General features: G+C 64.3%; 16 protein-coding genes. 5 read left to right on the forward strand and 11 right to left on the reverse strand.

Translation table 11 applies throughout. From position 1 onward, the window contains the following. Positions 1–146 precede the first annotated feature (146 nt). Positions 147–1,289 (reverse strand): saccharopine dehydrogenase family protein, encoded by a 1,143-nt coding sequence (locus EJ069_RS24895; RefSeq protein ID WP_281059992.1) that lies wholly within the window; start codon positions 1,287–1,289, stop codon positions 147–149. 83 nt (positions 1,290–1,372) lie between these two features. Here EJ069_RS24895 and EJ069_RS24900 point away from each other — a divergent pair, with 83 nt between their 5' ends. Then, positions 1,373–1,801, forward strand: a complete 429-nt coding sequence (locus EJ069_RS24900) for an Lrp/AsnC family transcriptional regulator (RefSeq protein ID WP_126063570.1) — start codon at positions 1,373–1,375, stop codon at positions 1,799–1,801. A gap of 168 nt (positions 1,802–1,969) precedes the next feature. On the opposite strand, the gene EJ069_RS24905 is transcribed toward EJ069_RS24900, so the two are convergent. The 5 genes from EJ069_RS24905 to EJ069_RS24925 all read right to left on the reverse strand — a co-directional run bounded on the left by EJ069_RS24905 (position 1,970) and on the right by EJ069_RS24925 (position 8,291). Continuing rightward, positions 1,970–3,997 carry an aldo/keto reductase gene (locus tag EJ069_RS24905; RefSeq protein ID WP_126063571.1) on the reverse strand — a complete coding sequence of 676 codons (2,028 nt, stop codon included), beginning with the start codon at positions 3,995–3,997 and terminating at the stop codon, positions 1,970–1,972. A 54-nt stretch (positions 3,998–4,051) separates the two neighbouring features. Next, entirely contained in the window at positions 4,052–5,137 is a 1,086-nt protein-coding gene (gene ugpC, locus EJ069_RS24910) for a sn-glycerol-3-phosphate ABC transporter ATP-binding protein UgpC (protein ID WP_126063572.1), read from the reverse strand. Positions 5,138–5,149: 12 nt separating this feature from the next. Then, positions 5,150–5,986 carry a carbohydrate ABC transporter permease gene (locus tag EJ069_RS24915; protein ID WP_126063573.1) on the reverse strand — a complete coding sequence of 279 codons (837 nt, stop codon included), beginning with the start codon at positions 5,984–5,986 and terminating at the stop codon, positions 5,150–5,152. After that, the gene (locus tag EJ069_RS24920; protein ID WP_126063574.1) at positions 5,983–6,843 is read right to left on the reverse strand and encodes a sugar ABC transporter permease; all 861 of its coding nucleotides are present in this window, start codon (positions 6,841–6,843) and stop codon (positions 5,983–5,985) included. Before EJ069_RS24920 ends, EJ069_RS24915 begins: the two co-directional genes overlap by 4 nt. A gap of 179 nt (positions 6,844–7,022) precedes the next feature. Next, positions 7,023–8,291, reverse strand: a complete 1,269-nt coding sequence (locus tag EJ069_RS24925; RefSeq protein ID WP_126063575.1) for an ABC transporter substrate-binding protein — start codon at positions 8,289–8,291, stop codon at positions 7,023–7,025. Positions 8,292–8,397: 106 nt separating this feature from the next. On the opposite strand from EJ069_RS24925, the gene EJ069_RS24930 reads away from it, so the two are divergent. After that, positions 8,398–9,267, forward strand: coding sequence for a helix-turn-helix domain-containing protein (locus EJ069_RS24930; protein WP_126063576.1), 870 nt, complete (start codon positions 8,398–8,400; stop codon positions 9,265–9,267). A 256-nt stretch (positions 9,268–9,523) separates the two neighbouring features. Here EJ069_RS24930 and EJ069_RS24935 read toward each other — a convergent pair whose 3' ends face one another. The 3 genes from EJ069_RS24935 to EJ069_RS24945 form a co-directional block, all read right to left on the reverse strand. Beyond that, positions 9,524–10,903: a HAMP domain-containing sensor histidine kinase gene (locus tag EJ069_RS24935; RefSeq protein ID WP_126063577.1), complete on the reverse strand. Its 1,380-nt coding sequence runs from the start codon at positions 10,901–10,903 to the stop codon at positions 9,524–9,526. A 45-nt stretch (positions 10,904–10,948) separates the two neighbouring features. Continuing rightward, the gene (locus EJ069_RS24940) at positions 10,949–11,626 is read right to left on the reverse strand and encodes a winged helix-turn-helix domain-containing protein (protein WP_126063578.1); all 678 of its coding nucleotides are present in this window, start codon (positions 11,624–11,626) and stop codon (positions 10,949–10,951) included. Positions 11,627–12,092: 466 nt separating this feature from the next. Further along, on the reverse strand, positions 12,093–12,878 hold the full coding sequence (locus EJ069_RS24945) for a hypothetical protein (RefSeq protein ID WP_126063579.1): 786 nt from the start codon (positions 12,876–12,878) through the stop codon (positions 12,093–12,095). 219 nt (positions 12,879–13,097) lie between these two features. On the opposite strand from EJ069_RS24945, the gene EJ069_RS24950 reads away from it, so the two are divergent. After that, on the forward strand, positions 13,098–13,730 hold the full coding sequence (locus EJ069_RS24950) for an isoprenylcysteine carboxylmethyltransferase family protein (protein WP_126063580.1): 633 nt from the start codon (positions 13,098–13,100) through the stop codon (positions 13,728–13,730). A gap of 298 nt (positions 13,731–14,028) precedes the next feature. Here EJ069_RS24950 and EJ069_RS24960 read toward each other — a convergent pair whose 3' ends face one another. Together EJ069_RS24960 and EJ069_RS24965 are read right to left on the reverse strand one after the other, a co-directional pair. Continuing rightward, positions 14,029–14,238 (reverse strand): hypothetical protein, encoded by a 210-nt coding sequence (locus tag EJ069_RS24960; RefSeq protein ID WP_126063581.1) that lies wholly within the window; start codon positions 14,236–14,238, stop codon positions 14,029–14,031. Beyond that, positions 14,235–14,990 carry a COG4280 domain-containing protein gene (locus tag EJ069_RS24965; protein WP_126063582.1) on the reverse strand — a complete coding sequence of 252 codons (756 nt, stop codon included), beginning with the start codon at positions 14,988–14,990 and terminating at the stop codon, positions 14,235–14,237. The genes EJ069_RS24960 and EJ069_RS24965 overlap by 4 nt, the downstream gene beginning before the upstream one ends. 246 nt (positions 14,991–15,236) lie before the next feature. Between EJ069_RS24965 and EJ069_RS24970 the strand changes: the two genes are divergently transcribed. Beyond that, complete coding sequence (locus tag EJ069_RS24970; RefSeq protein WP_126063583.1) at positions 15,237–16,256, forward strand: LLM class flavin-dependent oxidoreductase; 1,020 nt, start codon at positions 15,237–15,239, stop codon at positions 16,254–16,256. Positions 16,257–16,872: 616 nt separating this feature from the next. Next, positions 16,873–17,871, forward strand: a complete 999-nt coding sequence (locus EJ069_RS24975) for a substrate-binding domain-containing protein (protein ID WP_126063584.1) — start codon at positions 16,873–16,875, stop codon at positions 17,869–17,871. The last annotated feature ends 7 nt before the right edge of the window (positions 17,872–17,878 follow it).

The following is a 17,878-nucleotide window of genomic DNA, read 5'->3' on the forward strand; positions in this document are numbered from 1 at the left end:
GGGGGAGATGGCCGGCAGGCCAAAGGGGGTCGGTGCGACTGGATGCGACTTCCCTTGCGACAAATGGAGGGTTGGCGCTCCACGCGCAAGGACCCCCTCTGTCGCCTTCGGCGACATCTCCCCCTCAAGGGGGGAGATTAGCCAGCTCACCCCGCCAGCCGGCTTACCATCTCGTGCTGCGCGTAAGCGCGGCCGAAGCGGTTGGCGAGGAAGGCGTCGAGGGCGATGTCTTCCTGGCGCACGAAGCCCTTGGCCGGCAGCGAGCCGTCGGCCAGCATGTCAAGCACGGCGCAGATGCCCGATGCGGTGGTGATCTGGATGGCGCTGCGCACGATGTTGCCGACGCGATGCGAATAGATCTTGTTGGCGTAGGTCTCCTGCAGCAGGCGACCGTTACGGCGGCCCGAGACGGTGACGAAGACGATGACCACGTCCTGCAGCGTCGCCGGCAGAGCGCTCTCAAAGATGTCCTTCAGCACGTCGCGGCGGTGGCGCAGTCCGAGGTCGTTGAGCAGCGCCTTCATAATCGCGGCGTGGCCGGGATAGCGGATGGTGCGGTAGTTCAGCGTGCGCACCTTGCCCTTCAGCGTCTCGGCCAAAGTGCCGAGCCCGCCGGAGGTGTTGAAGGCCTCATAGGTGACGCCGTCGAGCGAGAATTCCTCGCGCTCCTCCAGCGGGGGCACTTCGATCAGCTCGCCTTCGACGATCGCCTCGCAGGGCTCGCAATATTCGTTGATGACGCCGTCGGTGCTCCAGGTGAGGTTGTAGTTCAGCGCGTTGGACGGATATTGCGGCAGCGCGCCGACGCGCATGCGCACGCTTTCCAGCGTGTCGAAGCGGCTGGCGAGGTCGTTGGCGACGATCGAGATGAAGCCCGGCGCCAGGCCGCATTGCGGGATGAAGGCGTTTTTCGCCCCGCGCGCCAGCTCCTTGACCCGGCGGGTCGAGACGACGTCCTCGGTGAGGTCGAGATAATGCACGCTGGTGGTGGCCGCCGCCTCGGCGATGCGGGTGGTGAGGTGGAAGGGCGCGGCGCTCAGCACGGCGAACTTGCCGGCAAGGATCTTTTCCAGTTCGCCCGTGGCGGCGATGTCGAGTTCCTGCGTCGCGACGCCGGCCGGCAGCTCGGCGGCGGCAAGCTGGGCGGCTGAGCGGTCGACCAACGTAACGCGGTAGTCGCCCGTGGCGCTCAGCATTTCCGCGATGGTCGAGCCGATCTTGCCGGCGCCGACGACAACGATGTTCTTCATGATCAATTCCCCTGCCAAATTTCGAGTTGCAGGAATCATCGCAGCTTGCCTGTCGAAAGGAAGCGTGGAATCTGGCAATATAAAGCTGAACTTTATCCAGTTTGCCGAAAGGCTTCGACGAAATGCTCACTCAAGCCGAACAGGCCCTGCTCACTTTGCTGCGCGCCAACGCTCGGGCCTCGACCGCCGAGCTGGCGCGCCAGCTCGGGCTTTCGCGCACCACGGTGCAGAGCCGCATCGAGCGGCTGGAGCAGCGCGGCATTATCGCCGGCTATGGGGTGCGGCTGTCGCCCGATTACGAGCAGGGGCTGGTCAAGGCGCATGTGCTGCTTACCGTCACGCCGAAACTCGCCGACAAGGTGGTGCGGAGCCTGGAGGCAATGGCGCCAGTGCGGACAGTGCATTCGGTCAGCGGCAATTTCGACATGATCGTTATCGTCGACGCGCCGTCGATCCGCGACCTCGACGCGCTGCTCGACCGCATCGGGGCGATGGACGGGGTGGAGCGGACGTCGTCGTCGATTATCTTGTCGACGCGGGTTGATCGGTGAGAGCCAAATCTCCCCCCTTGAGGGGGAGATGTCGCCGAAGGCGACAGAGGGGGTCGCTTCGCGTGGGGAGCCAACCTCCCTCGCCCTCCGCAAAGAGGTCCAGCCCGGTCGGACCGACCTCCTCTGGCCTGCCGGCCATCTCCCCCTCGAGGGGGGAGATTACGCGCGTCACCCCCTCCTCCGTTCCGCACCCTCGTCCAGCCACGCCACATCCTCCGGCGTCAGCTTGATATCGAGCGCCTTGAGGCTGTCCTCCAGCTCGTCCAGCGTGCGCGGGCCGATCAGCGGTACCGACGGGAAGGGCTGCGCCAGCACATAAGCCAGCGCGACATGGATCGGGCTCTTGCCGAGTTTTCGGGCCAGCTCGATCGCCCGGTCGCGGCGGGCGAAATTCCTTTCCGAGTACCAGACCCGCACCAGCTCCTCATTGTCAGTCCGGTCGCGGCCGGCGCGGTCGGTGAAGAAGCCGCGGCCCTGGCTCGACCAGGCGAAGTTCGGCATCTGGCGCGCCGCCAGCCAGGCCTTCCAGGCATCGGTCGAGGAGGTGACGCAGCCGGCCCAGATCGGCTCCAGCATTTCGGCCAGCGAGAAATTGTTGGAGAGCGCGCCGGGCTTCTGCCTGCCGTTCTTCTCGGCATAGGCAATCGCTTCGTCCATGCGCTCCATCGTCCAGTTGGAGCCGCCGAACAGGCCGCGGATGCGGCCGGCCCTGGCCTCCGCGTCCATGGCGTCGACGAACTCGCCGACCGGCACGTCCGGATTGTCGCGATGCATGAAATAGATGTCGACATGATCGGTCTGCAGCCGGTCGAGCGACTGCGCCAGCTGTCTTGCGATCACATCGGGGTAACAGAGCGGCGAATGCGCGCCCTTGGCGATGATGACCGACTGCTCGCGCACGCCGCGATTTGTGAGCCATTGCCCGAGCAGCGTCTCGGTGTAGCCGGCGCCATAGACATAGCCGGTGTCGAACAGATTGCCGCCGACCTCGGAAAAAGCGTCGAGCAGGATCGAACCGGAGGAAAAGGTGCGAAAATCCTCGAAGCCGAGCGCCAGCAGCGAGACCGGTTTCGGCAGGCCGGGAAGGACGCGCTTGCCAATGGCCGTGCCGTCGGCACGCAGCGGCCGGCCGGAGAGCGTGTTGACTCGTTTAGCCGGCTTTTCGATCTCATATTCCAGCCCGACGGCCTGCCGCCATCTGTCGAGCACGCGCAGCGTGCCGAGGCTGTCGGCCCAGGACATGCCCGGCCAGGCGAATTCCTGCCTGCCTGCCTGGATTGCTTCGCCCGCGGCATCGACCTCGAAGGAATAGAGGTGACGGGTCTCGTTGAGGCTGATCACCTCGCGAGCTGCCCCGGACCGGTTCACCTCGATCCGGCCCGGTCCGACATCGCGGTTGCCACCGGCGAACCAGAAATCGGGCACCTCGATCCGGCCCTTGGTGCCGAAAATGCGCAGCACATTGTCCTGGTCGAGCGAGATGCTGCAGGAGATTTCGGCGACGATGCCGCCGGGAAAGTGCAGCAAGGCGGAAGCCCATTCATCGACGCCGGACTGGCCGAGATGGGCGGTACCCACGACTTTGTCGGGCTCGGCGAAAGGCTGGCCGATCGCGGCGCCCGCGATCAGCCGCGCCATCGAGACAGGATAGCCCCCGACATCGAGGATGCCGCCGCCGGCGAGGTCGTTGGCATAGAGCCGGTGCTCGGGCATGAAGCCCGGCATGGCGAAACCAAAACTCGACTTGATCATGCGCACTTCGCCGATGGCGCCCGACTTGATCAGCTCGACCAGCTGGCGTGTCTGCGGGTGCAGCCGGTACATGAAGGCTTCGCCGAGGAAGGTGCCGGCCTTGCGCGCGGCGTGCATCATGGCGTCGGCTTCGAAGGCGGTGAGCGCCAGCGGCTTTTCACACAGGACATGCTTGCCGGCCTCGGCCGCCTTGATCGCCCATTCGGCGTGGCCGGGATGCGGGATCGAAATGTAGACGGCGTCGACCTGGCTGTCTGCGAGCAGCGCATCGTAGCCGTCGAGGATACGCGCGCCGGGAAAGGCTTGCGCCAGGCCCGGCTTGGCAGGGTTGCGGGCGCCGAGCGCCTCAAGCGTGCCGGTGCGCGATCCCTTCACGCCGCCGGCAAAAGACTTGGCGATGCTGCCGGGCCCGAGGATGCCCCAGCGGATTTTTCCAGATGTCATGTCGAATTCTCCATGGGTCGCCGCCACGCCTTGGGGATCGGGCGGAAAAGAAAGTCAGCGAATCCTCGCTCCTGATTTGTCGAAAAGCAGCGAACGCTCGGCCTTGATCGAAACGGTGAAATGATCGCCGCCGGCGCGCTGGCGCGAGGCCTCGCGCTCGACGATCAGCTCCTCGGGCCCGGCATTGGCGTAGACATAGCTCACAGAACCAAGATGCTCGGCGACGTCGGCCTTGACCGGAATGTCGCAATCGCCCTCTCCGGCCTCGAAGAAATGCTCCGGCCTGACGCCGAGCACGATTTCGGCGCCGATGGCGGGAAAAGCATCGCGGAGCGGCTTGCGCAATCGTGCGCCGCCATGATTGACGAGCTCGATGATCGCGGCGCTGTTTGACGTGTCGACGACTTTGGCGCTGAGGAAATTCATCTTCGGCGAGCCGATGAAGCCGGCTACGAAACGGTTGGCTGGATCGTCATAGAGGTCGAGCGGCGCGCCGATCTGCTCGACATTGCCGGCCTTCAGCACGACGATGCGATCGGCCAGCGTCATCGCCTCGGTCTGGTCGTGCGTCACATAGATCATGGTGACGCCGAGCTCCTTGTGCAGGCGCGAGATCTCGACCCGCATCTGCACCCTGAGCTCCGCGTCGAGGTTGGAGAGCGGCTCGTCGAAGAGGAAGACCTGCGGCTCGCGCACGATGGCGCGACCGATGGCGACGCGCTGGCGCTGGCCGCCGGAGAGCTGCTTCGGCCGGCGCTGCATCAATTCGTCGATGCGCAGGATCTCGGCGGCGCGCTTCACCCGACGCTCGGTGTCGGCCTTCGGATTGCCGTTCATGCGCAGCCCGAAGGAAAGGTTCTGCCCGACCGTCATATGCGGGTAGAGCGCGTAGGATTGGAACACCATGGCGATGCCGCGGTCGGCCGCCTCGACATCGTTCATCACCTTGCCGCCGATGGCGATGTCGCCGCCGCTGATGTCCTCCAGCCCGGCGATCATTCGAAGCAAGGTGGACTTGCCGCAGCCGGAGGGGCCGACGAAGACGACGAACTCGCCGTCGGCGATGTCGATGTTGGCGCCGTGGACGACCTCGAATGAACCGAAGCGTTTTATGACATTGGTAAGGGTGACGGCGGCCATCGCGCTTCTTTCCTATTTGATCGCGCCGGCGGCGATGCCGGCGATGAAATGACGCTGCAACAGCACGAAGACGATGAGCATGGGCACGGTCAGCATCACGGCGCCGGCCATGATGCCGCCCCAGGAAACCTTGGTCAGGCCGATCAGCGTGCCGAGCGCCACCGGCGCGGTCATCGCGCCGGGCTGGCTGTTGATCAGCAACGGCCAGAGATAATTGTTCCACGAGGCGAGGAAGAGGATGATCGCCAGTGCCGCCAGCATCGGGCGGGCCAAGGGCAGCGCCACGAACAGGAAGATGCGCCATTCCTTGACGCCTTCGACCCTAGCTGCGTCGAACAGTTCGGCCGGCATCATCGAGAAGGCCTGGCGCATGAAGAGCACGCCGAGTGAATTGAACAGCGGCGGCACGATCAGCGCGATCCAGGTGTTGGCCAAAGCGAAGTCGCGCGCCACCATGATGAATTGCGGGATGAGCACCACCGCGTAGGGAAGCGTGATGGTGCCGAAGATGATCGCCACCACCGCGCCCTTGCCGTGGAACTCGTAACGTGCCAGCGCCCAGCCGGCCATCGAGGTGAGCAGCACCGAAAGCACGGTGTAGGTCACCGCCACCGAGACCGAGATGCCGATGGCGCCGACGAAATTGGTGTCGCGCTGCAGATTGTTGAAATTGTCGATGAAGCCGTCATGCGGCAGTAGCTCGATGCCGGGGCTGAAGATGCCGTTGTCGGGCATGGTGGAGAACACCACCATCATCCACAGCGGGAACAGCCAGATCAGCGCGAGCGGCGTCAGGAAGAGATGCAGCAGGATGCTGCGGCCGAGCCTTGCCTGCGAGCGCGAGGTCATTTCGGCTCCCTCATCAGCCAGAGCTGCACCAAAGTGATGGCGATGGCGAGGCCCGCCATGGTGTAGGCGACGGCCGAGGCGTAACCGAAATTGAGCGACCGAAAACCCTGGCGGTAGAGCAGCAGCCCAAGCGTTTCGGTGCCACCGCCGGGGCCGCCACGCTCGGTGATCAGGAACGGCTCGGTGAAGAGCTGCATGGTGCCGATGATCGACAGCACAGCGCAGAAGACGATGACCGGCTTCAAGAGCGGCAAGGTTATGTGGAAGAACTGCTTCACCTTGCTGACGCGGTCGAGCGTCGCGGCCTCATAGACGTCTTCAGGAATGGACTGCAGGCCGGCGAGGATGATGATGGCGTTATAGCCGGCCCAGCGCCAGGTCACCGCGATCATGATTAACGCCATGGCCGGCGTGACGTTGGAGAACCAATCGACCTTGGGCAGGCCGACGCTGTTGAGCAGCTTGTTGACGATGCCGAAATCGAGGCTGAACATCAGGCGAAAGACGGCCGAATAGGCGACCTCGCCGACCACGACCGGGGCGAAGAAGGCGAAGCGGTAGAGGCCTCGCGCCTTCAAGAGCGGCGAATTCAGAAGCACCGCCATGACGATCGCCAGCGCAATCATCACCGGCACCTGGATGACCAGGATCAGCAGTGTGTTCTTCAGCGCGTTGTAGAAGGCGGGGTCGCCGATCAGGCGGCCCCAGTTGAAGGCCGGCGCGAAACGCCATGGCACGGTCCGCGTTGCCTGGAAGGAGATCAGGAACGAGGAAATGATCGGCCAGATCCAGAAGACGGCGAAGATCAAGAGGTAAGGCGTGAGGAAGCGGTACGCGGTGGCGTTCTGGGTGCGCATCGGCTTCCTCCTTTCTCTGTCTTTCCCTTCTCCCCTTGTGGGAGAAGGTGGCCGCGCAGCGGCCGGATGAGGGGTGTTCCAGCGGAGCGAGACGTTGGCATTCCCTGGAACACCCCTCATCCGTCTCGGCGCTGCGCGCCGATCCACCTTCCCCCACAAGGGGGAAGGCAAGGCGGCGCTTACTTCACCGGCAAACCTGTGGCGGCGGCGATCTGCTTGGCGGCGTCGTCGAGCGCGGCCTTGGCGTCGGGATAGCCGTTGGCCAGATATTTGGTCTGCACGGCGCGGACGATGATCTCGGCGTCGCTCTGGAACTGGGTGCCGCGGCTCGGCACCACCTTGGGCAGCGTGGAGAGGATATCCTTCCAGACCGGCTGGCCGCCCCAATATTCCTGACCTTGCGCGACGTAGGGATCATCGAGCGCAGAGACCAGCGACGGGACCAGGCCGAAATCCTTCAGCATGGTGATCTGGCCGTCATTGGTCTCCAGCGTGTATTTCAGATAGGCGTAGGCCGCCTCCTTGTTCTTCGAGGCCGATGTGATGGCCAGCGACGAGCCGCCGAGATTGGCGGCGCGCGGGCCGTCGGCGGTCAGGCTCGGCATCAGATAGACGCCCCATTTGCCGCTTTCCTTCGGCGATTCGGTGCGGATCGTGCCTTCATACCAGCCGCCATAGACTTGCGTCGCGACGGTGCCGGCGGTGTTGTTGGTGATCTTGGTCGACCAGTCGGCCGACGACACGATGCCGGCGTCCTTCATCTCCTTGACCTTGGTCATGGCGTCGACGCATTTCGGTTCGGCCACGGTGATCGACTGGCCGTCCTCGGCGAAATAGGCGCAGCCCTGCTCGTTGGAGATCATGCGGAAAAATTCGGTGTCGCCGTTGAAATCGGCATTGGTCATCGCCACGCCGGGATTGGCGGCCTGGATCTTCTTGCCGGCGGCGATGAAATCGTCCCAGGTCTTGATCGAGGCCGGATCGACGCCTGCCTTCTCGTAGAAGTCGCGGCGGTAGAAGACGGCGACCGGGCCGGAATCCCATGGCATGGCATAGGCCTTGTCGCCGACCTCGAGCTCAGTGCGCTTGAAATCGGGGAATTTCTTCTGGTCTTCGGTGGTGTAGCCCAGCGTGTGCAGGTCGACGAAGCAGTCCGGGAACTGGCTCCAGTAATTCTCGGCCTCGCCGTTCTCGATCGTGACGATATCGGGCAGTCCGATGCCGCCGGCGGCGCAGCCGGCGATCGACTTGTCATAGGTCGGCTGGTTGCCGAGGTCCTGAACCGTGACCTTGATGTCGGGATATTTCTTGTTGAAGCCCTCGACCGTCGACTTCAGCGACGAAGCGGCGATGTTCCAGCTCCAGATGGTGATCTCGCCGGACTGCGCCAGCGCCGGGCCTGAACCCAGGGCAAGCAAAAGCGCCGCGCAGGTCAGTGTAGTGCGCATTGAAATCCTCCCAATTCATTTGCTCTCTCGCTGTGAGCGTGGCTAGATTATGCGGCGCGGAAGGCTTGTCCCCGACAGAGGGAATAAGAAGTTGGCGGAAAGTAAGATGTCCGAGCGTCCGTTCTACCAGCCCGGAGCGAGCAGCGTCGAAGGCCTGCCGCTGATGCTGCAGATGTTCCACAACCACCCGTTGGTGATGCTGAAGCCGCACTGGCACGCCCAGGTCGAGGTGAACTTCATCGTGCAGGGCCGCGTGCATTACCGCATGGCCGAGCATGAGATTTCGCTGTCGGCCGGCGAGATGTGCCTGTTCTGGGGCGGCCTGCCGCACCAGATGGACGACCTTTCCGACGATGCCATCTATGCCGGCGCGCATCTGCCGCTGGTGCATTTCTTCCGCCTGCATCTGCCGGCCGACATACGCCACCGGCTGATGACCGGCGCGACGCTGGTGACGAATGCCACCGATCAATCCGACAATGACAATTTCAAGCGCTGGAACGATTATGCGCGCTCGGGCGATCCGGCCAGGACAGAGCATGCCGTCAACGAGCTGCTGCTTCGGCTCGAGCGGGTGCGTTTCGAGCCCTATCGGCTGGTGCCCGGAACCGCCGCCGGGCATGGCGCGGGCAGCCCCTTCGACCAGCAGTCCTCGCGCAATGTCGGGCGCATGTGCGATTTCATCGCCGAGAATTTTCTCTACGATATCGACTGCGTGAACATCGCTTGCGCCGCCGATATCCATCCCAAATACGCCATGAGCCTGTTCAAGAAATCGACCGGCATGACGCTCAACGAATATGTCAGTCTCCTGCGGCTGAGCTATGCCCAGGCACTTCTGATGCATGAGGACGCCAATGTGCTGAAGGTCGCGATGGACTCCGGCTTCGGCTCGCTCAGCGCCTTCAACAAATCGTTCCGCAAGCTCGCCGGCATGTCGCCTTCCGATTTCCGCCGGGCGGGCGCCGTGCGGTAGGATGGGCCAACATTGGTGGCCGCGCGTAAGGCCGAAACGCCCATCGCGGTCGTCATTCTAGGGCGGAGCGGGAAGCGAAGCGTACCGCGTAGACCCTAGAATCCATGCCGTGACTTCTGCCGGCGAGCGCAACGGTGCAGAATATTCTGTAACCGCCGCAACGTTTTAATGTTACGGCATGGATTCTAGGGTCTGCGCGCGTCGCTCCGCTCCTTGCTCCGCCCTAGAATGACGACGTTGGGGTCGGGGTCCCGCCTCAGGCTTCCGGAACTCGAACCGCCGGGAAGCTGACGATCACGCCGAGACCTGGTTTGCAATCCTCAAGCGTTATTGCGGCGCCATGCAGGTCGGCCACAGCCTTGACAAGGCTGAGGCCCAGGCCGCTGCCCGGCGTCGTGCGGCTCGCATCCAGGCGGTAGAGCCGCCGGAACACCTTTTCACGCTCCTCGGCCGGAATGCCCGGGCCATTGTCGCGGACATGGATGAGGACGTCGCCACCTTCCCTGGTCACCGAAAGCCCGATCGCGGTGCCCGGCGGGCAATGCCTGAGCGCGTTCTCGACAAGATTGGCGAGCATCTGCATCAGCAGGTCGCGGTCGCCGTGGATATACCATTTCGTATCCGGAAGGACGCTCGTCGACAGCGACTTGCCGTCATCCTCCGCGACATCGGCATAGACGTCGCCGATGGTCTCGACGATGGGCCCGACGTCGAGGTCGACGAAGCGGGCCTTGCGCGCGCCGGCTTCGATCTGGGCGATGCGCAGAAGCGCGTCGAAGGTGCTGTTGATCTGCTGGCTTTCGATGCGGGCGTCGGTCAGCTCGGTCGAGACATCCTCGCCCGACACCGTCTTGTCGGCGGCGGATTCCAGGATCATCTGCAGCCGGTTGAGCGGCGTCTTGAGATCATGCGCGATGTTGGCGCTGACTTCCCGCATGCCGTCGACCAGGCCCGACAGGCGCTCCAGCGCCGCGTTCACCTGGGCGGAGACTGCGTCGATGTCGTCGCCGCTGCCGATCAGCGGGATGCGCGCGTCGAGACGGCCATGCGAGACGTCGACCATGGTGCTGGCGATGCCATCCAGGCGCCGCTGGACGCGCGAGGCAAGCACGGCGCCGCCGCCGATCGCCAGAACGGTGATGGCGAGCGTCGCCCAGCCGAAGCTCATCAGCACGATCCTTTCGAGATCCTCGGTTTCCGAAAGCGAGAAGGCGACGGTCAAATTGTTGTCGCCGACCGTGCCCGAATAGGCGCGATATTCGGTACCTGGCGGCACGCCCGGCAAGTTCGCGGCGAACATCGAAAACCCGTCCGGCAGGCCGGAGGCGGTGAAATCGCCGGCGAGGCGGTTGCCGGCCTTGTCGGTGAGGGAAAAGATCTGGTCCTTGTCCTGGCTGAACTGGGCATGGTCCCTGACGGTGGAGACGAGATCCTCCTCATCGCTCTCGGCATGGGTCCCAGCGATGAGCGAATAGGTCTCCCTGATCGATTGATCGAGCTGCCTGGCGAGCGAGGCGCTCATCAGTTGATAGACGACCGCGCCGGACAGGATGAAGGCAAGCAGGAACAGGAAGGCGAAGGTCAGCGCCAGCCGGAACGGCGTGCTGCGCAGGAGGCTGGAGCGCCTCTCGCTCATGCGCGCGCGAAGCCGTTTGGTCGCCCGGCAATCGCGGATGCGGGATCAGGCCGGAACATGCAGGCTGTAGCCGGTGTTGCGCACGGTGTGGATCAGCGGCACGTCGAAAGGCCTGTCGACCTTGGCCCTCAGCCGGCTGATATGCGTCTCGACGACGCTGGTCTTGGGGTCGAAGTGAAAATCCCAGACGCGCTCCAGAAGCATGGTGCGGGTGATGACGCGGCCCTCGCCTCGCATCAGCACCTCGAGCAAGCTGAACTCGCGCGGCTGCAGGTCGATCGGCTGGCCCTGCCGGGTCACGCGGCGCTGGATCAGGTCCATTTCGAGGTCGGCGACGCGCAGCGCGGTCTTCTGCTCCTGCGCCGCCGGCCGGCGGCCGAGCGCATGGATGCGGGCAAGCAGCTCTGAAAAGGCGAAGGGCTTGACCAGGTAGTCGTCGCCGCCGGCCTCCAGGCCCTCGACGCGGTCGTCGACGCCGCCGATCGAGGTCAGGAAGATAGCCGGCGTATGGATGCCGGCGGCGCGCACCGCCTTGATCATCGACAGGCCGTCGAGGCCGGGAACCATGCGGTCGGCGACGATCACGTCATAGGCGTTGCGGGTCGCGGCGAAAAGGCCGTCATGGCCGTCGCGCAGCAAATCGCAGACATGGCCGGCCTCGGTCAGCCCCCTGACGATATAGTCGGCGGTTCTCGGATCGTCCTCAACAAGCAGAAGTCGCATCGCCCCGTGCTGTCCTTGCCACTTCAACCTCACCGGCATGGTAGCGCCGGCTGCGGCTTTTTCTTGGCTGATAGTCTCTCTTCATGCGGCTCCGGACCGACCATCTGTTTTTACGCGCTTGCAGACCGAAAACCGCTACACATTTTTGCGAGAGCCGTTTTAGCGACGAGCACGACGGTTCGAAGCCGCCCCAACCTCGTCATTCTATGGCGGAGCAAGGAGCGAAGCGACGCGGCGCAGACCATAGAATCCATGCCGTGACTTGGAAGCGCCGCCACGGTGCTGAATTCTGCTCCGTTGCACGCTTTGGCGAAGGTAACGGCATGGATTCCAGGGTCTTCGCGACGGAGCTTCGCTCCTGCTCCGCCCTGGAATGACGATCGCGATGGGCGTTTCGGCCAATCTCCAACGCATGCCACCTGCCAACGCAAACAGAGCCGACCGGTCAAAATCCCTGTGCAGTGCTCTAATCAAGCAGGGCTTGCTCGTCTTCCTCGATCATCTTCTTCAGCGTCATATAGAGAACGAGGACCACTATAGAGCCGAGGAAAGTGAGGCTGGTGAATGTGGTGCCGAAGCCCATGCCGCCATATTCCACCGGCTGCGCCAGCAGGTCGCCGAAGGAGGCGCCAAACGGCCGGGTCAGGATATAGGCGAGCCAGAAGGCGAGGATGCCGTCCAGGCCGAGGACGAAATAGCCAAAGGCGATCGCCGTGATGACGCCGCCAAAGATGAGGCCAGTGTTGAGATAGCCAAGGTTGAAGCGCTCGGCGACCAGATCGCCGGCGGCGGTGCCCAGCGAGAAGGTGAGCAGGATCGCCAGCCAGTAGAAGACCTCGCGCCGGGTGGTGAAGATGGTGTGGATCGACAGGGTCTTCTCGCTGACGTACCAGGCGATGAAGGTCAGGGCGAGGGCGACCGAGAAGATGATGGTCGTCGTCTCCAGCCGCACGCCGAAATTGTCGACGAGGTTGTCGGTGACCAGTGTGCCGACGACGCTGGTCAGGACGACTGCCAGCCAGTAGGCCCAGGGCAAGTAGCGCTTCTGCGCGAATTGCAGGACAAGCGCGACAATGAGAATGCCGCTCATGATCAGCGATGTGACGGTAAGGCCGAGACCGAGATTGACGGCCAGATAGTCCGCCGCCGTCTCGCCCATGGTCACCGCCATGATTTTGATCAGCCAGAAATCGAGGGTGACGTCCGGGACCCTGTTCAGTTCGGACCCGTATTCGTTGGCTGTCATGGTCATTGCGATGGCTGTCATCCTGTAGGAGCACGGTCGTCCGTGCTCTCTGTTCAAGCCGACAACCCGTGGCAATCAGGCTAGGCTGGTAAATTCACCGCAGCCTGTCCGCGTCCTTACAAATTCGTAAGGTCGGCCAAAAACATTCGCCGGGTCTCGTCATCGCTCGGCGGAAGCGCTAGAGAAAGCCCGGCGTCCCTCTCGGCGCTGGAGCGGTGAGAAAGAATGGCCTACACGTCCCTCAAAGCGGCGCCGAAAGCGTTCGACCAGCACAAGCGCCTGATCTTCGTGCAGGTGGCAGCCGTGCTTGCCGTCATCCTGCTTCTGTTCAGCAAGCCGGCGCTGGCCGAAGGATCGGATGGGCACGAAGTGGTCGAGACGATCGGCTTCGCGATGGTGCTGGCCTGCTTCCTCGGCCGTCTATGGAGCATCCTTTTCGTCGGCGGTAGGAAGAATGACGAGCTGATCGTGTCCGGCCCGTTCTCGATGACCCGGAACCCGCTCTATTTCTTCTCGACCGTCGGCGCGGTCGGTATCGGCCTGATGTTCGGCTCGGTGCTGGCGGCCGCGATGCTCGGCCTGGCAAGCTTCCTCGTCTTCCGGTTCACCGCGCGCAAGGAGGCCGCGTACCTCGCCGGCAAGTTCGGCGCGGCTTATGCAACCTATGCCGAACGCACGCCGTCCTTCTGGCCGAATCCGCTGCTCTACCGCGACGAGGCGCAGTGGCTGTTTTCGACGGGCGCGCTGAGGAACACATTCCGCGACGGGCTCTATTTCCTGGCTCTGTTTCCGCTGATCGAGGCGGTCGAGTATGCCCGCCTCAGCGGCCACCTGCCGACGCTTTTCACTGTTTACTAGTTCCCGGTGGGCCATGCAGGCAGCATGCCTTGGACGTTAGCCGAAACGGTCGTCCCGTCGTCATCCTTGGGCGGAGCAAGGAGCGAAGCGACGCAGCGCAGACCCGAGGATCCATGCCGTGATGTTTAGGCGTTGCAACGGTGCAGAATTCTGCTCCGCTGCGCCCTTCGATCAAGGTAACGGCATGGATTCCAGGGTCTTCGCGACGCCGCTTCGCGGCTGCTCCGCCCTGGAATGACGAGGCTGAGGCGGCTTCGCCGATCTCCAGCGGTTACGGGGCTTAACCAGAATGGCCCCCTCAGCGCGCCTTGTCGCGCGCGGCGCGGCGTGTGCTTTGCAGGAGAATCGCCAGGCAGCCGGCAAGGAGCAGCAAGCCGCCGACGAGCGGCGGCAGGCCCAGGAGTTTCACCGCGGCGGCGATCAGCGCGACCAGGATCAGCGCCAGCAATGCCAGATTGCCGTCGTCGACGAACATGCCGACGAGTTCCTTGAAGACGAGACGGATCACCGGGCAATTCCTTCGGCAGGCGCCGGGTAAGCGCCGCGCAGCCAGCGCATGATGGCGAAGGATGCGGCGGCGATGACGGCGAAGATGGCGAGCAAAGCGAGATCGGCGCCCGGCCATTCGGCGCCAAGGCCTTCGCCGGTCCAGAACACGCCGAAGCTGGTCAGCATCAGCCCGACGACAAATTTCAGCGCATTCTCCGGCACGCGCGCCAGGGGCCGGTGCACGGCAAGGCCGATCAGCATCACCAGCACGAAGGCCGCCAGCGCGCCAAGGCCGGCATAAAGCGTCTGGCCATGCGCGGCGCCGACCGCAATGACGATGAACACCACTTCGACACCCTCGAGCAGCACCGCCTTGAACGACGCGACGGCGGCCAGATAGTCGGCGCGGCGGTCGCCGGCCTGCCGCCGCAACATCGCGGTCTCCTTGGAAAAGGCCTGCCCCTCGTCATGCAGCGCGATCACGCCGACGCTGCGCAGGATCGCCTTCCGCAGCCAGCGCATGCCGAACAGGATCAGGAGCACGCCGACCACGAATTGCAGGACGGCGATGGGGATGAGCGCCAGCAGCGGGCCGAAAACGAGCACCAGCGCCGCCAGCAGGATGAGCGCAAGTGCTGCGCCCGTCAGCGCGGGGCGCCAGCTGCGCGTCACCCCGACGGCGAGCACGATGGTGAAGGCTTCGACGACCTCGACGAAGGACGCCAGGAAAGAGGCCGTCACGGTGGAAAATATCGGTGTCAGGCCATGCATGAAGCTCTTGTCCAATGCTGGGGAATCATCGGCTGGCGGGAAAGATACAGCGCACGGGAGGCGGCGAGAATGCCGGGGATTAGCCGATCCGCTTTGTCACGCGAGCGTGGGACCGGACATTTCGAAGAACTCATTGACGGTCTGTATCCGTTCGGTGTCCGTTGTATCGCGGCGCTGCCCTGGCTATCTGCGGGAGCAACAAGGCATTTGAGCGGCCGAAGAGCCGCTCCAGCAGGAACGGAGCACATGAAGAAGATCGGATTTCTGTCCTTCGGGCATTGGTCGCCCTCGCCGCAATCGGGCACGCGCTCGGGCGCCGACGCGCTGCTGCAGTCGATCGACCTCGCGGTCGCGGCCGAGGAGCTCGGCGCCGACGGCGCCTATTACCGAGTCCACCATTTTGCCCGGCAGCTCGCCTCGCCGTTCCCGCTGCTGGCCGCGGCGGGCGCGAAGACCAAGCGGATCGAGCTCGGCACCGCCGTCATCGACATGCGCTACGAGAATCCGCTCTACATGGCCGAGGATGCGGGCGCCGCGGACCTCATCGGCGGCGGTCGTTTGCAGCTCGGCATCAGCCGCGGCTCGCCCGAGCAGGTGATCGATGGCTGGCGCTATTTCGGCTACGTGCCGCAAGAGGGCAAGAGCGACGCCGACATGGCGCGGAACCACGCCGAAATCTTCCTCGACCTGTTGCGCGGCGAAGGCTTCGCCCAGCCCAATCCGCGGCCGATGTTCCCCAACCCGCCCGGCCTGCTCAGGCTCGAACCCTTCTCGGCTGGCCTGCGCGACCGCATCTGGTGGGGCGCGGCCACCGACGCCACCGCCGTCTGGGCGGCCAAGCTCGGCATGAACCTGCAAAGCTCGACGCTGAAATTCGACGAGAGCGGCGAGCCGCTGCACGTCCAGCAGGCCAAGCAGATCAGAGCCTACCGCGCCGCCTGGAAGGAAGCCGGCCATACGCGGGAGCCGCGCGTCTCGGTCAGCCGCAGCATCTTTGCGCTCGTCAACGACATGGACCGCGCCTATTTCGGCGGCAGCGAGGGCGAGGACCACTTTGGCTATATCGAGCCGGAGAAGCGGGCCGTGTTCGGCCGCACCTATGCCGCCGAACCGGACAAGCTGGTCGAACAGCTCAGGGAGGACGAGGCGATCGCCGAGGCCGACACGCTGCTGCTCACCGTGCCCAATCAGCTCGGAGTCGACTACAACGCCCATGTCATCGAGTCGATCCTGAAGCACGTCGCGCCGGCGCTGGGCTGGCGGTGACGGCGGTTGGGCGGTGGTATCATGCCGGCGATAATGATCAACACTTGACTTTATGACAGGCCTGCGGGCGCCAAACCGCCGACGTTAGCGCCGCCCCTCATCCCCTGCCGGGACCTTCTCCCCGTATAGTGACGGGGAGAAGGGGCTGGCCGCGGCCTGGGTGCTTGTTCTGCAGCGCTGGCGATTGGCGAAACCATTCGCGGCGGCGTCGTTCTCCCCGTCACTATACGGGGAGAAATGTCCGGCAGGACAATGAGGGGCGGCGCCGGCCCCTCAGGCACAGGCGCAGGCAGCACTTCAAATGGTGCCCTCGGCAGCTGCTTCCGGATATTGACACTCGCCAAAACTGCGGGCTTCCTTATGCGTAATCGGTTGCGTAACCGATTGCGGAGTGAACGGAAGGCTCGGGCATCGGCTGCGGCGGTTTGGCGTCACGACAATTACCTCGTCGTCGTGCCTGCCGTCATCCTAAACGCGTACCGAGTAAGTGCAGAAGATCCGCCTGATCGATTCCAGTAGAGTACGTAGCGGTTTTCAGTCCGGAATTGCGCAGGAAGATGGAGCGGTTAGCGACTCCACGCTAAAGCGCTCTCGGAAGCCACCGGGACCAGGGCCTATGACGACCATTGCCGATGTTGCGCGTCACGCGGGGGTGTCCGTCGCAACGGTCTCGCATGTGATGAACCATACCCGCCATGTCGAGCCGGAAACGGCCGAGCGCGTGCGCGCTGCGATCACGGCGCTGCGCTACAGCCCGAACTCGGTGGCGCGGAGTCTGCGGCGCGGCGAGACCAAGACCATCGGCCTGCTGCTGCCCGACAATTCAAACCCGTTCTTCGCCAGCGTCGCGCGGCAGATCGAGGATGCCGGCTTCGTCTCCGGCTACACGGTGATCCTGTGCAACTCCGACGGCAATGCCGAAAAGGAGGAGCGCTACCTCTCGGTGCTGATGGCCAAGCAGATCGACGGGCTGATCTTCGCCGGCTCGTCCGACCATGCGCGGGTGTTCGCCCGCCTCTTGCCCAGCGTGCCGGCGGTGCTGCTCGACCGCGAGATCCAGTCGGTCAATGTCGATTCGGTGCTGGTCGACCATGACCATGGCGGCTATCTCGCCGGCCGGTATCTGGCCGGGCTTGGGCATGAAAAGATCGGCGTCATCGGCGGCCCGCGCGATTCCAGCTCCAGCCCGGCCCGGCTGCGCGGTTTCGCGCGGGCGCTTGAAGAGGCGGGCCTCGCGCTGCCGGCCTCGTCGGTCGTCGATTCCGACTATCATTTCGCCGGCGGGCGCCTGGCGATGGAGCAGCTGATGGCGCAGGCGCCGGACATCACGGCGGTGTTCGCCTGCAACGACCTGATGGCGATGGGCGCGGTCACGGCGCTGCGGTCGCGCGGATTGCGGGTTCCCGACGATATCTCGATGGTCGGCTTCGACGACATCCCCTATGCCGTCACCACCTGGCCGCCGCTGACCACCATCGCGCAGCCGGTCGAAAAGATCGGCACGCGCGCGGTGAGCCTGCTGCTCGAAAGGCTGGGCGAACCGGAAGCGCCGTCAAGGCGCGAGGTGCTGGCGCCGGTGCTGGTCGAACGGGAGAGCTGCGCTGCGCGGGGGTAGTGCGTAA

Origin of the sequence: Mesorhizobium sp. M2A.F.Ca.ET.043.05.1.1, from assembly GCF_003952445.1 — a bacterium.
Lineage (GTDB): Bacteria > Pseudomonadota > Alphaproteobacteria > Rhizobiales > Rhizobiaceae > Mesorhizobium.

What these genes read in the sequence shown, in the direction of transcription:
- EJ069_RS24895 (WP_281059992.1), bottom strand. Translation starts at nt 1,289, where the DNA reads ATGATTCCTGCAACTCGAAATTTGGCAGGGGAATTGATCATGAAGAAC.
- EJ069_RS24900 (WP_126063570.1), top strand. Translation starts at nt 1,373, where the DNA reads ATGCTCACTCAAGCCGAACAGGCCCTGCTCACTTTGCTGCGCGCCAAC.
- EJ069_RS24905 (WP_126063571.1), bottom strand. Translation starts at nt 3,997, where the DNA reads ATGACATCTGGAAAAATCCGCTGGGGCATCCTCGGGCCCGGCAGCATC.
- ugpC (WP_126063572.1), bottom strand. Translation starts at nt 5,137, where the DNA reads ATGGCCGCCGTCACCCTTACCAATGTCATAAAACGCTTCGGTTCATTC.
- EJ069_RS24915 (WP_126063573.1), bottom strand. Translation starts at nt 5,986, where the DNA reads ATGACCTCGCGCTCGCAGGCAAGGCTCGGCCGCAGCATCCTGCTGCAT.
- EJ069_RS24920 (WP_126063574.1), bottom strand. Translation starts at nt 6,843, where the DNA reads ATGCGCACCCAGAACGCCACCGCGTACCGCTTCCTCACGCCTTACCTC.
- EJ069_RS24925 (WP_126063575.1), bottom strand. Translation starts at nt 8,291, where the DNA reads ATGCGCACTACACTGACCTGCGCGGCGCTTTTGCTTGCCCTGGGTTCA.
- EJ069_RS24930 (WP_126063576.1), top strand. Translation starts at nt 8,398, where the DNA reads ATGTCCGAGCGTCCGTTCTACCAGCCCGGAGCGAGCAGCGTCGAAGGC.
- EJ069_RS24935 (WP_126063577.1), bottom strand. Translation starts at nt 10,903, where the DNA reads ATGAGCGAGAGGCGCTCCAGCCTCCTGCGCAGCACGCCGTTCCGGCTG.
- EJ069_RS24940 (WP_126063578.1), bottom strand. Translation starts at nt 11,626, where the DNA reads ATGCGACTTCTGCTTGTTGAGGACGATCCGAGAACCGCCGACTATATC.
- EJ069_RS24945 (WP_126063579.1), bottom strand. Translation starts at nt 12,878, where the DNA reads ATGACCATGACAGCCAACGAATACGGGTCCGAACTGAACAGGGTCCCG.
- EJ069_RS24950 (WP_126063580.1), top strand. Translation starts at nt 13,098, where the DNA reads ATGGCCTACACGTCCCTCAAAGCGGCGCCGAAAGCGTTCGACCAGCAC.
- EJ069_RS24965 (WP_126063582.1), bottom strand. Translation starts at nt 14,990, where the DNA reads ATGCATGGCCTGACACCGATATTTTCCACCGTGACGGCCTCTTTCCTG.
- EJ069_RS24970 (WP_126063583.1), top strand. Translation starts at nt 15,237, where the DNA reads ATGAAGAAGATCGGATTTCTGTCCTTCGGGCATTGGTCGCCCTCGCCG.
- EJ069_RS24975 (WP_126063584.1), top strand. Translation starts at nt 16,873, where the DNA reads ATGACGACCATTGCCGATGTTGCGCGTCACGCGGGGGTGTCCGTCGCA.